Annotated in this window: 10 protein-coding genes; all 10 read left to right on the forward strand. The window is 69.6% G+C overall.

The features are described from left to right. Nucleotides 1–65: 65 nt before the first annotated feature. From DRV85_RS00075 to DRV85_RS00115, 10 genes are read left to right on the forward strand one after another with little or no spacing between them, the layout of a single operon-like run. Entirely contained in the window at nt 66–2,192 is a 2,127-nt protein-coding gene (locus tag DRV85_RS00075) for a type VI secretion system Vgr family protein (RefSeq protein ID WP_113287398.1), read from the forward strand. An 11-nt stretch (nt 2,193–2,203) separates the two neighbouring features. Then, on the forward strand, nt 2,204–2,833 hold the full coding sequence (locus DRV85_RS00080) for a DUF6931 family protein (protein WP_113287399.1): 630 nt from the start codon (nt 2,204–2,206) through the stop codon (nt 2,831–2,833). Further along, complete coding sequence (locus DRV85_RS19115; RefSeq protein WP_158540084.1) at nt 2,830–2,967, forward strand: hypothetical protein; 138 nt, start codon at nt 2,830–2,832, stop codon at nt 2,965–2,967. Before DRV85_RS00080 ends, DRV85_RS19115 begins: the two co-directional genes overlap by 4 nt. Further along, entirely contained in the window at nt 2,964–3,269 is a 306-nt protein-coding gene (locus DRV85_RS00085) for a PAAR domain-containing protein (RefSeq protein WP_113287400.1), read from the forward strand. Before DRV85_RS19115 ends, DRV85_RS00085 begins: the two co-directional genes overlap by 4 nt. A gap of 6 nt (nt 3,270–3,275) precedes the next feature. Then, entirely contained in the window at nt 3,276–4,685 is a 1,410-nt protein-coding gene (gene tagH / locus DRV85_RS00090) for a type VI secretion system-associated FHA domain protein TagH (protein ID WP_113287401.1), read from the forward strand. Nucleotides 4,686–4,718: 33 nt separating this feature from the next. Continuing rightward, nucleotides 4,719–6,059 (forward strand): type VI secretion system baseplate subunit TssK, encoded by a 1,341-nt coding sequence (gene tssK / locus DRV85_RS00095; protein ID WP_113287402.1) that lies wholly within the window; start codon nt 4,719–4,721, stop codon nt 6,057–6,059. Between the two features lie 18 nt (nt 6,060–6,077). Then, entirely contained in the window at nt 6,078–7,508 is a 1,431-nt protein-coding gene (gene icmH, locus DRV85_RS00100) for a type IVB secretion system protein IcmH/DotU (RefSeq protein WP_113287403.1), read from the forward strand. Next, entirely contained in the window at nt 7,508–11,101 is a 3,594-nt protein-coding gene (gene tssM / locus DRV85_RS00105) for a type VI secretion system membrane subunit TssM (RefSeq protein WP_338066941.1), read from the forward strand. The genes icmH and tssM overlap by 1 nt, the downstream gene beginning before the upstream one ends. Nucleotides 11,102–11,104: 3 nt before the next feature. Then, a complete protein-coding gene (gene tagF / locus DRV85_RS00110; protein ID WP_113287405.1) occupies nt 11,105–11,788 on the forward strand; it encodes a type VI secretion system-associated protein TagF in 684 nt (227 codons plus the stop codon). After that, nucleotides 11,785–12,498: a PP2C family protein-serine/threonine phosphatase gene (locus tag DRV85_RS00115; protein WP_113287406.1), complete on the forward strand. Its 714-nt coding sequence runs from the start codon at nt 11,785–11,787 to the stop codon at nt 12,496–12,498. Before tagF ends, DRV85_RS00115 begins: the two co-directional genes overlap by 4 nt. Nucleotides 12,499–12,500: the final 2 nt, after the last annotated feature.

A 12,500-nucleotide genomic window follows, 5' to 3' on the forward strand; every position in this document is an offset into this window, starting at 1 on the left:
GCATTCAATCGGGTGTTGGCGATGGCGCGGCGGCTGGAGTAGGCTGACGCAATAGCAGGGGCGCAATGGCAGATCTCGTTCCCCAGAATTTTCCCGTGCGGCTGGAAGGGGATGTCAGCCAGCACAAGATCGTTCCCATCGGCGCGGTCGTACGCGAATGCCTCGGCCGGCCGGGCGGCGCGGAACTGGAGTTCGTCACCGACCAGGCGGATCTCGACATGAACGCGCTCCTGGGCAAGTCGATGCATCTGGTGCTCGATACGCCCGACGGCACGACGCGCGCGTTTCGCGGCTTCTGCGTCGAGGTCTTTCTGATCGACGCACATCCCGGCGAGCTGATGCACTATGGCGCCACGCTGCGCCCGTGGCCCTGGTTCCTGGGGCGCACCACGGACTGCCGCATCTTTCAGGAGATGACGGCCGTCGACATCATCAAGGCGGTGCTGGCCGATGCCGGCGTTCCGGCGCAGGACAGGCTGGGCGGCTCCTATCGGACGCGCGAGTACTGCACCCAGTACCGCGAGACGGCGCTCGACTTCATCCACCGCCTGATGGAGGAAGAGGGGATCTACTACTACATGGACTCGGATGGCGCGGAGGAGCAGATGATCCTCTGCGACGCGGCCACGGCGCATCCGCAGATCGACGGCGAGTCCACGCTCCGCTTCGTCCCGCTCGACGCCGACGGCAGCCTCCGGGTGCAGTTCGAACATCTCTTTCATTGGGCTGTGCGGCGCCGCGTCCGCAGCGGACGGGTGGTCCTCGACGACTACAACTACGAGTCCAGCACCGTGGATCTCGTCGCGAAAAGCGAAATCGCCACCGGCGATCATCCCCACGCCGGTTACGAGCTTTACGACTATCCGGGCCGCTACGGCATCGCCGACGACGGCGACCACTACGCCCGTGTCCGCATGGAGGCCGAGGCGGCCGCGCATCGCAACTGGCACGGCCGCTCGAACGCGCCGCATATCGTCACGGGGCGCCTCTTCAAGATCGAGGAGTCGCCCGATCCGGCCGACGACGGCGCCGAGTTCATGGTGACCGAGGCGACGCATCACGTCCTGCAGGATCTCGGACAGCTTCCGGTCGAGGAGCTGTTGCCCGGCATGGCCCGTCGGCTTGGTCTCGCCAGCTCGGAGGAGGACCCCTATCACGTCTCGTTCCTGGCAATGCGCGCGGATACGACCTACCGCCGGCCCGCCACCACGCCCCTTCCCAGGGTCGCCGGAGTTCAGACCGCCGTGGTCACCGGCCCCTCCGGCGAAGAGATCTATACGGACAACCAGGGCCGGATCCGCCTGCAGTTCCACTGGGACAGGCTTGGAAAGACCGACGAAAACAGCACGCGATGGGTCCGCGTGATGACGCCTTCGGCCGGTGCGGGCTGGGGCATGATCCACATCCCGCGCATCGGGCAGGAGGTGGTGGTTCAGTACGAAGAGGGCGACCCGGATCGCCCCCTGGTCGTCGGGATGGTCTACAACGACGCCAAGAAGCAGCCCTACGGTCTGCCGGACGAGAAGAACCTTTCGGGGTTCAAGAGCCGCTCCACCAAGGGCGGGACGAAGGAGAATTACAACGAACTCGTGTTCGACGACACGAAGGACGCAGAGCAGGTGCGCCTGCACGCCGAGCGCGACTATCTGCAGGTCGTCGAGAACGACGCGACGATCGAGGTCGGCTTCCTGGACAAGGATCCCGGCGACATGAGCCTGACGGTGCACCGGAACCTGAAGGAAATCGTCAAGACAGGCGATCACACCTTCCGGGTCGAGACGGGATCGCAGGATCTCTTCGTCAAGACCGACAAGTCCGAGAAGATCGAGGGCAAGTCGGACTGCGTCGTGACCGGGAATGTCACGGAAACGGTCGAACAGGGCAATGTCACGCGCACCGTGCAATCTGGCGACGTCAAGCACGAAGTACAGATGGGCAATGTCGAGGAAGAGCTCCAGATGGGCAACTACAGCCAGAAGCTCGCGCTCGGCAAGGCCACGCACGAAGCGATGCAGTCCATCGAGCTCAAGGTCGGCACCTCCTCGGTGAAGATCGACCAGTCGGGCGTCACCATCAAGGGCATAATGATCAGGATCGAGGCCGACGCCATGCTGCAGGCCAAGGGGACCATGACGGACATCAAGGGCAATGCCATGGTGATCATCAAGGGCGGGGTCACGCTTATCAACTGAGGGGGGCCGCGGTGGCGCAACGTTTCGAGAACCTGACCAAGCTGCCGGCCGAGCCCGCGAAGCGCCGGCTGGCGATGGCCAATGCGCGGCTCAAGACGCCCGTGACAGCCCGGGCCGCGGCCTCCGTGCCGCAGGTTCTGGCGGAGCTCGACTCCATCGGGGGGCCGCTTGCCGGGGCCGACATGCTGCGTCTTCTCTCGGTCGCGCTGCCGCCGCGCGAACTGGTCTGGTGGGCCTGCCTCGCCGGGCGCGACACGATCGAGGGGGACGATGTGCCGCCGCCGCTCGCCGCGGCAGAGGCCTGGGTCTTCACGCCGGACGACGAACGCCGCTCGGCCGCCCGGGCGGCGATGGAGACGGCCGAGCCGGACGACGACACCGCGCTCTGCGCGTTCTGTGCCGTGACGGCGGAAGGCACGCTGGGCCCCGGCGAGCTTGCGCAATACGAAGCCCCCCCCGGCGCGGCCGAGAACGCGGCCTTCGGGATCAACATGATCGCCTTGTCGCGGCAGGGCTGGGGCCTTGAGGACGGCTTCGCCTACCTGCTCGACCGGGGACTCGACATCGCGCGCGGCGGCGACGGCAAGACTGTGCCCCGCCCGAAGGCGGCAGCGCCCGATAGCGCGGAGACCGTGCCATGAGCGTCTTGCCGGCCCACATCGCCGACCTGCACGACAGCCCGTTCACCGGGCCGTGTGCGACCAATGTGCTCGTGAACGGCTTGCGGCCGGCGCCGGAGCGGGTCGCCGCGGCCGGAGAGGAGATCGCGCCATGATGCCATGTGCCCGGCTCACCGACATGCATGTCTGTCCGATGGTCACGCCGGCCGTGCCGCCGGTCCCGCACGTCGGCGGCCCGGTCCTGCCGCCCTGCGCGCCGACGGTGCTGGTGATGGGCCTGCCGGCGGCGCCGATCGGCAACATGGCGACCTGCGTCGGCCCGCCCGACGTGCTGGCGAAGGGCTCGGCGACGGTCATGGTGACGGGCCGGCCGGTCGTGCGCCTGGTCATGGATCCCACCGCGCATGGCGGGATGGTCGTGGGGCCGGGCGCGCCGACCGTTCTGGTAGGTGGCTGATCCGCGATGGAGGTACGTCTGCGCTTCCAATCGACCGGCGCGATCCCCGGACGGGGCGAGCCGTTGCGCCTGAGCGGAGGAGCGATCACCATCGGGCGGGCGCAGGACAACGACTATGCGCTCCCAGATCCCGACCGGCTTCTGTCCAAGCGGCACTGTGCGATCGAGCGGCACGGTAACGCCGTGGTCGTGGTGGATTTTTCGACCAACGGAACCTTCCTCAACTATGGCAAGGTGCCGATCGGCCGTGTGCCCACCGAGCTGAGCGACGGCGACATCCTGAGCATCGGGCCCTACGAGCTTCTGGTCGAGATCGCCGAGGTCGCGCGCGAAGCTCCGGCGACAGTCGCCGGCACGGCGGCCGCCCATGACGACGCTGACACGTCGTTCGACGATCCGCTCGGCGAGGACGAGGGCGACTTTCTGGAGGAGCTTCTGGGCGGGGCGTCCAGGCCGACCGGGGCGGCGGGCGTCAACCGGCCGGAACTGGGCGAGGACGGCCTGCTTCCGCCGCTCGACGCCGACGACGAGGCCGCGCGCGACGTGGACGAGCCCGTGCCTTCGGGGCCCACTCCGTCGCAGCACGCACCGGCCGTCGAGGATTACATTCCGTCGCCGCGGGCCGCGCCCCAGGCCATTCCCGAGGATTGGGACGACGAGTTCCTGACGGGCATCGGCGCGCCGGACGCGGCCGCCGGGCCGGAGCCCGAGGCGGAGCCGCCTGCGCCGCCACCGCGCGAGACGCCGCCGCGGCCCGAGCCGCCACCGTCGCAGGAGGCGCGGGCGCCCGAACCTGCCGCGCCGCCGCCGCCATCTGCGACGGACACCGCGACAGAGGCCGAACTCCTGCGCGCCTTCCTGCGCGGCGCCGGTCTCGACGATCTGGAGATCCCGCCCGAAGCGCGCGCCGAGACGATGGAGCGCGCGGGGCGCGTCATGCGCGTGATGGTGAACGGCCTGCGCGAGGTGCTGATGACGCGCACCTCGATCAAGTCGGAATTCCGCATCGCGCAGACGATGATCGCGGCGGGCGACAACAACCCGCTCAAGTTCTCGATCAGCGAGGAACAGGCGATGGAGTCGCTGATCCGGCCCCGGTCGCGGGGGTATCTGGACCCCGTGGCGGCGGCCGAGGAGGCGCTGCGCGACGTGAAGGCGCACGAGGTCGCCGTTCTGTCGGGGATGGAGGCAGCGCTGCGCGGCATCCTGCGCGGCCTGTCCCCGCAGGAGCTCGAGGGCCGCATCGAGACCTCGGGCGGCCTCGGCGCGCTGCTGAAGGGCCGCAAGGCGCGTTACTGGGAGGTCTACGAGAAGATGTATGCCGAGATCGCCGATCAGGCGGAGACCGATTTCCAGGAGCTCTTCGGCAAGGAGTTCGCGCGCGCCTACGAGGAACAGCAGAGAAAACTGAAATGACCGGACAGGCGAACAGGCGCACGGGGCAGGCGAATGGCGTGGGATAGCAAGGTTCTGTGGAACGAGGGGCTGTTCCTGCAGCCCCACCATTTCCAGCAGGCGGACCGCCATACCGAGGCGCTCGTCGCGGGGCTCGCGCGCCGCGTCTCGCCCTATGCCTGGGGCGTGTCGGAGCTCGAGATCGACGAGGAGGCGCTGAAGGTGGGCCAGTTCGCCCTGCGCGCCTGTTCGGGGCTGACGCCCGACGGCGTGGTGTTCCGGGTGCCGGCCTCCGACGACCATCCGCCCGCGCTCGAGGTTCCGTCGAACACCAACGACTGCGTGGTCTACCTCACCGTGCCCCAGCGCAGGCAGGGCGCGCCCGAGGTGGACATGTCGGGCGCGGAGCTTTCCGCCGCCCGGCTGCGCCCCTCCGAGCTCGAGGTGACGGACACGACGATGCGCAACGGCAAGGCGGTGACGCTGTCGGTGGGCAAGCTTCGGCTGCAGTTCGCGCTCGAGGTGGATGATCTCGCCGACCGTCTGGCGATCCCGGTGGCGCGGATCATCGAGGTGCGCTCGGACCGCGAGGTGGTGCTGGACAGCGCCTTCATGCCGAGCTGCCTCGATATGCGCGCGGCGCCGCCGCTCGCGGGATTCCTCGTCGAGCTCGAGGGGCTTCTCGATCACCGGATGCGCGCCCTGTCCGACCGGCTGAGCCAGGGCGGCGAGGCCAGGGGGGCGGCCGAGGTGCAGGACTTCCTGCTGCTGATGACGATCAACCGTGCGCTGCCGGCGATCCGGCACCTGTGCAGCATCGAGAACGTCCACCCCGAGCGGGTCTTTCACGACCTCGCCGCGCTCTGCGGCGAACTGGCCACCTTCATGGCGCCCGAGAAGCATCCGCCCTCGCTGCCTGCCTACCAGCACCACGATCTGACGGCGACCTTCAAGCCGCTGATCCGCAGCCTGCGCGAATACCTGTCGCGCGTGCTGGAGCATTCGGCCGTCTCGATCCCCCTGGAGCCGCGGAAATACGGCGTTTCGGTCGGCATCATCCACGACCGCAAGCTGCTGGGCTCGTCGAACTTCGTGCTGGCGGTCAGCTCGTCGATCTCGACCGAGAAGGTGCGGCGACACTTCGCCGGTCAGGCCAAGGTCGGCCCGGTCGAGGAGATCCGGCAACTGGTGAACTCGGCGCTGCCGGGGATCGCGCTGCGCCCGCTGCCGGTCGCGCCGCGGCAGATCCCCTATTCCAGCTCGGCGGTCTATTTCGAACTCGACGGCGCCGACCCCGCCTGGGGCAAGATGACCACCTCGGGCGGCATCGCGGTGCATGTGTCGGGTGACTACCCGGAACTCTCGATGGAACTCTGGGCCATACGTCAGGGGTGAGGGAAAGGGCGGCAGATCATGGCTGACGAAAATCCCTTCGACGAGCCTGAGGACTCGGACAAGACGGTGGTTCGCCCCAATCCGGGCGGGCGGCGTCCCTCGATCGCGCCGCAGTCGGGCGCGGCGGTGCAGCCGCCCGCCGCGCATCCGGAGCCCGCGCAAGAGGACACAGGGGGCGGCACGGGCGCTCAGGCCTACGGCGTGCCCGGCGCACGGGAGGCGGCGGGGGGCGGCGACCCGCAGGCTGCCGCTGCGCTGAACGCCGGCATGACCGGGATGAACCCGCTCAATGCCTGCGCCGCCACGCTGTTTTCGCTGGTCAGCCGGATCCGCAACCGGGCGCAGCACGCCGATCCGGCCGCCCTGCGCGATTCCGTCGTGGCCGAGATCCGCGCCTTCGAGGCGCGCGCGCTCAAGGCCGGGATCGACCCCCAGAAGGTCAAGATCGCGCGCTACGCGATCTGCGCCACGCTGGACGACGTGGTGCTGAACACGCCCTGGGGCGGCGAGTCGATCTGGACGCAGAAATCGCTTGTCGGCACCTTCCACCGCGAGACGGTGGGCGGCGACCGCTTCTACGACCTGCTCTCGCGCCTCGAACAGGACCCTGGCCGCAACATCGAGCTGCTGGAGTTTCTGTTCATGTGCCTCTCGCTCGGCTTCGAGGGGCGGCTGCGCGTCGATCCGAACGGCCGCGCGCGCCACGCCGAGGTGCGCGAGGGTCTGGCGCGGATCATACGGGCCCAGCGGGGCGCGCCCGAGGCCGCGCTTTCGCCGCATTGGCAGGGGATCGACCGGCCGCATCGCGCGCTGTCGGCCTGGAAGCCGGTGTGGATCGCCGTGGGCGCTGTCGCCGCGCTGCTGGGCAGCGGGTTTCTGGGGCTCTCCTATGCGCTCTCGGGCGGGACGGATCGGGTGGCGGGGCGGCTCGCCGCGCTCGATCTGCCCGGCCCCGCGGTGCTGGAACGCCGTGCCCCGCCGGTGGTCCCGCCCGAGCCCGACATCACGCAGCTCGAGAAGGTCTCGGGGTTTCTCACCGAGGAAATCGAGCAGGGCATCGTCGAGGTCTATCAGGACGCCAATACGGTGACGGTCCGCCTGACCGGCGCCGGGATGTTCGCGCCGGCCTCGGACAGCCTGCAGGACCGCTTCGTCGTCCCGCTCGAGCGGGTGGCGGACGCGCTCGTGGACACCGAGGGGCCGGTGATCGTCGTCGGCCACTCCGACAGCACGCCGATCCGCTCGGCGCGCTTTTCCTCGAACATGGAACTGTCGCTGGCGCGGGCCGAGACGGTGCGCAAGATGCTGGCCGGGCTGATCGAGAATCCCGACCGCCTGCGCGCCGAAGGGCGGTCCGACAAGGAGCCGATCGCCGACAACGCCACCGCAGAGGGCCGCGCGGCCAACCGGCGCATCGAGATCGTGCTGATCCGGCAGGAGTCGCAATGATGAGACGGGTTCTGAGCGCGCTGGGCTCCGGTATCGGCATCGTTGTGATCGTCACGCTGATCCTGTCGCTGTGCCTGTGGGTCTTCGGCCCGCTGCTGGGCTTCGGCGAGGCGCGCCCGTTCGAGAGCGTCGCGGGCCGTCTCGCCGGGCTCGCCGTGATGTGGATCCTGGCGCTGCTGGCCGTGCTGGCCCTGCTGCTCTCGGGCCGCAAGCGCGACGCGCAGCTGGCCGAGGACATCGTCAACACGCCGGCAGAGCCCGCGGCGGTCGAGGAGGAGGACGACGGCGCCGTCGCCTCGGAGCTGTCCGAGATGCGCGACAAGCTGCGCCGCGCGCTCGCCAGCCTGCGCAAGTCGCGCCTGGGCCGGCGGCATCTTTACGAACTGCCCTGGTATGTGCTGATCGGCCCGCCCGGCGCGGGCAAGACGACCGCGATCGTCAACTCCGGCCTGCAGTTTCCGCTGGCCGAGGAGATGGGCAAATCCGCCGTGGGCGGGGTGGGCGGCACGCGCAACTGCGACTGGTGGTTCACCGACGGCGCCGTTCTGGTGGACACGGCCGGCCGCTACAGCACGCAGGACAGCGACGCGCGGGCCGACAATGCGGCCTGGCTTGGCTTTCTGAAGCTGCTGAAGAAGCATCGCCCGCGCCAGCCGATCAACGGCGCGATCATCGCGATCAGCCTCTCGGACCTGTCGATGCAGGACGAGATCACCCAGAAGGCCCACGCCGCCGCCCTGCGCCGCCGCCTGCAGGAGTTGCGCGAGACGCTGGGCGTGCGGTTCCCGGTCTATGTGCTCTTCACCAAGGCGGACCTGATCGCGGGCTTCTCGGAGACCTTCGAGAAGCTCGGCAAGGAGGAGCGCGCGCAGGTCTGGGGCTTCACCCTGCCGCTGGACGGCGGCCGCGGCGAGTCCTCGCCGATCGCCGGCTTCGACGAGGAGTTCGGCCTGCTGCTGGAACGGCTCAACAGGCAGTCGCTCGATCGCATGGAGGGCGAGAGCGACCCGCAGCGCCGCAGCCTGATCGCCGGCTTCCCGCAGCAGGTCGCGTCGCTGCGCGGTCTGGCGCGCGATTTCCTGAGCCAGCTCTTCCAGGAGAACCGCTACGAGCACCGGCAGATGCTGCGCGGCGTCTATTTCACCTCCGGCACGCAGGAGGGCACGCCGATCGACCGGCTGATGATGGGGATGGCGCGCAGCTTCGGCATCGGGCGGCAGGCGATCGGCACGGGGCAGGGCGCCGGGCGCTCGTATTTCCTGACGCGGCTCCTCGACGGGGTGATCTTCCGCGAGGCGGGCCTCGTCTCGGCCGACGACCGCGCCGAGCGTCGGTATCGCTGGATCAAGCGCGGCGCCATCGCCGCGACCGTCCTTCTCGCCATCGCGGTGGGCACGCTCTGGACGCGCAGCTATCTCGGCAACCGCGCGCTCGCGCAGGCGGCCGAGGAGCGGATCGCGCGCTATCAGCAGGCGGTGGCACAGATCCCGTCGAATCCCGTGGCCGACAGCGACCTGCCGCTCGTGGTGGAGCCGCTGAACATCCTGCGCGATCTCGCGCGCGCGCCCGTCACCACGGCGGGGCTCGACCCGTCCGCGCTCGGCTGGGGGCTCTCGCAGGAGCGGGTGATCGCCAACGAGGCGCGGCTGGCCTATCGCGCCGCGCTCAATCAGCATTTCCTGCCCCGGCTGCTCCTGCGCCTCGAGGAGCAGATGCAGAGCAACGTCAACAACCCGGACGTGCTTTTCGAGACGCTGAAGGTCTATCTCATGCTGGGTCAGGCGGGGCCGCTCAACGCCGATCTGATCCGGGAATGGAGCGCCGTGGACGCGCAGCTCGCCTATCCCGGCCCCAACCGGGCCGAGCTGCGCGAGGATATAGCGGGCCATCTCGACGCGCTCCTTTCCGCCCCGATGGAGCGGATAGACCTCAACAAGGACATGGTGGATCACGTGCGCGGCGTGCTCGCGCAGACCCAGCCCTCGCAGCGGGTCTACAACGGCATCCTCGCCAGTCCCGCCGCCAGGGATCTGCCGGAATGGCGGATTACCGACATCGGCGGCCCGGCCGTCACGCGGGCGATGGTCCGCTCCTCGGGCAAGCCGCTCTCGGAGGGGATCGAGGGCATCTTCACCTACGAGGGGTTCCACGACGTCTTCCTGAACGAGGCGCTGGGCGTGGCGCAGCGCATCCAACGCGACAGCTGGGTGCTCGGCCCCGAGAACGAGGTGGCCCAGAACGAGCAGGCGCTGATGGCGATCAGCCGCGATGTCCTGGGCCTCTATTACAACGACTACATCAAGCGCTACGATCAGCTTCTGGGTGATCTGGACATCGTCCCGCTCGAGTCGCTGAGCCACGCGGTCGAGGTGACGAATATCCTCTCCGGGCCGACCTCGCCCATCGTCAACATTCTCGAGGCCGTCGCGCGCGAGACGCGGCTCACCGCCGAGCCCGAGACGCAGGTGCCGGGAGGCGACGCGGCCGAGGCCGCAGGCGGCACCATCGCGGGCTCCGGTCAGGTGACGAGCCGGCTCAGCCCGCGCGCGCGCCTGTTCATGGAGGCGATGTCGGCCGGCGCGGCGGCCCGCGGTGAAGAGGCCGAAAAGCCCGGCGCCTATGTGGAGCAGCGCTTCGAGTGGCTGCATCGCCTGGTGGCCGAGCAGGACGGCGCGCCCTCGCAGCTCGACGAGATGATCGGCACGCTGACCGAGGTCTACCAGCAGCTCAACCGCATGAGCTTCGCCGGCGGCACCGCCTCGGGCACCGACGAGGAACTCACGGCGCTCGCGCGGTTCCGCGCCGCCTCGGCCCGTCTGTCGGGACCGATGGAGCGCTGGTCCAAGCAGATCTCGGTGGGCTCGGCCGGAATCGCCGCGGACGGCACCCGCGCAGGGATCAATTCGGCCTGGCAGAGCCAGGTTCTGCCGCTGTGCGAGCGTGTCGTCGGCAACAGCTATCCCTTCAATCCCCGCGCCCGCGCCGACGCTTCGATCAAGGATTTCTCGACCCTCTTCGCGCCGGGGGGGCTGATCGACAGCTTCTACCGCGACAACCTGGCGAAATACGTCGATACCAGCACGCGGCCCTGGAGCTGGAAGGCTGTCGGCGGCACGGACCTTGGCATATCGCAGGCCGTGCTCACCGAGATCCAGCGCGCGGCCGAGATTCGGGACGCCTTCTTTTCCGCGGGCACCGCGCCGCAGATCAGCTTTCAGGTCACGCCCGAGGCGCTGGATCCGCAGGCCCGGTCGGTGGCGCTCGAGATCGACGGGCAGACGGTCGAGTTCAGCCACAGCGACGGGCAGCCGCGCCCGGTCGCCGTGACCTGGCCCGGCGCGGTGGGCCTCGCCCGCATCGGGTTCCAGCCGCCCGCCAGCAACTCCGAGAGCACCCTCAGCCGCGACGGCCCCTGGGCCTGGTTCCGGCTGCTGGACGCGGCCGAGGTCCGCAATACCAACGTCTCCGACCGCAAGCGGCTGATCTTCCGTGTGGGCGGGCGCATCGCGATCTTCCAGCTCCAGTCGGGCTCGGTGCTCAACCCCTTCTCGCTGCCGGCGCTGACCAATTTCAGCTGCCCCAAGACGTTCTGAGGCATGGGCAGGGTCGGCGCCTACGGAAAGATGCCCGCACTGGGTGATTTCATGCGGATCGCGCCGCCTGCAGGTTTCGTCGAGCCCTGGGATCGCTGGCTGCAGGAGGGAATGCGCGCCGCCCGCGACCGGCTCGGCGCACGCTGGCAGGCGTGCTTCCTGACCGCGCCGATCTGGCGCTTCTCGCTCGCGCCGGGGCTGGCGGGCACGCACGGCGTCTGGGGCGTGCTCATGCCCTCGGTCGATCGCGTGGGGCGCATGTTCCCCCTGACGCTGGTCGCACCGATACCGGCGAAGGTGGATCCGGTGCGATGGCATTTCACCGTGACCGCCGCCTTCGAGGAACTGGAGGAGATCGCGCTCGACGCGCTGTCGGACACGATGACGCGCGATGCGCTCGCGCAGCGCCTCGGGGCCTGCGCACCGCCGGTCCTGTCTGCGACAGGTCGGGTGATCCGCGAGGGCGCGGCGCTGCTGCTCGACGAGCCGCCGGACGGCGCGGCGCTGGCGGGCCTCGCCGGGCACCTGGCCGGCGAGCGGCGCGCGCGGCCGAGTATCTGGAGCCAGACCGGGGAGGCCGGGACGCAGATCCTGCTCGACGACGGCCTTCCGGCGGCGGACCGGGCGCATCGGCTCTTCGACCCCGGCGGGGCCGGTCCGGAGGCTGCCGAAAGGAGCACGGCATGACCACGATTCGTCACAGCGTGCTCACCCACGTCGGTCTCGTCCGCAAGATCAACGAGGACAGCGTGCTGGCCCTGCCGGATCGCAAGCTCTGGATCGTGGCCGACGGCATGGGCGGACATGCCGCCGGGGATTTCGCCAGCCAGACGGTGATCGAGGCCGCGGCGACCCTGCCCGCCGGCCTTGCGCCGCGCGACAAGCTGAGCGCCCTGCGGGCCGCGATGGCGCGCGCGCACGACGCGATCCGGGACGAGGCGCACCGGCTCGGCGTGCCGGTGATCGGTGCGGCCGTCGTCGCGTTGCTGCTCACCGACGGGCATTTCGTCGGTCTGTGGGCGGGCGATTGCCGGCTCTACCGCCTGCGCGACGGCGCGATCGAGTTGCTGACGACGGATCACTCGGTCGTGGCGCAGCTCGTGCTTGCCGGGCAGATGAGTTGGGACGAGGCCGAACTGCACCCGCAGTCCAACGCGATCACGCGCGCCGTCGGCGTGGGCGAGGCGCTGGAGCTCGACAAGGTGCAGGGCGATACGCGGCCGGGCGACCGCTACATCCTCTGCTCGGACGGGCTCACGAAATACGCCGGCTTCGAGACGCTGCGCCGCACCGCGGACGGCGCGCCGCTGGAAACCGTGGCCGAGGCGCTTTTGCAGGTCGCCTTGCGCGGCGGGGGGGCCGACAACATCTCGATCATCGTGGTGGACGTGGCCTGAGT

Source organism: Rhodosalinus halophilus (genome assembly GCF_003298775.1).
Classification (GTDB): domain Bacteria; phylum Pseudomonadota; class Alphaproteobacteria; order Rhodobacterales; family Rhodobacteraceae; genus Rhodosalinus; species Rhodosalinus halophilus.

What these genes read in the sequence shown, in the direction of transcription:
- DRV85_RS00085 (WP_113287400.1), top strand. Translation starts at nt 2,964, where the DNA reads ATGATGCCATGTGCCCGGCTCACCGACATGCATGTCTGTCCGATGGTC.
- DRV85_RS00075 (WP_113287398.1), top strand. Translation starts at nt 66, where the DNA reads ATGGCAGATCTCGTTCCCCAGAATTTTCCCGTGCGGCTGGAAGGGGAT.
- tagH (WP_113287401.1), top strand. Translation starts at nt 3,276, where the DNA reads ATGGAGGTACGTCTGCGCTTCCAATCGACCGGCGCGATCCCCGGACGG.
- DRV85_RS00115 (WP_113287406.1), top strand. Translation starts at nt 11,785, where the DNA reads ATGACCACGATTCGTCACAGCGTGCTCACCCACGTCGGTCTCGTCCGC.
- tssK (WP_113287402.1), top strand. Translation starts at nt 4,719, where the DNA reads ATGGCGTGGGATAGCAAGGTTCTGTGGAACGAGGGGCTGTTCCTGCAG.
- icmH (WP_113287403.1), top strand. Translation starts at nt 6,078, where the DNA reads ATGGCTGACGAAAATCCCTTCGACGAGCCTGAGGACTCGGACAAGACG.
- DRV85_RS19115 (WP_158540084.1), top strand. Translation starts at nt 2,830, where the DNA reads ATGAGCGTCTTGCCGGCCCACATCGCCGACCTGCACGACAGCCCGTTC.
- tagF (WP_113287405.1), top strand. Translation starts at nt 11,105, where the DNA reads ATGGGCAGGGTCGGCGCCTACGGAAAGATGCCCGCACTGGGTGATTTC.
- tssM (WP_338066941.1), top strand. Translation starts at nt 7,508, where the DNA reads ATGAGACGGGTTCTGAGCGCGCTGGGCTCCGGTATCGGCATCGTTGTG.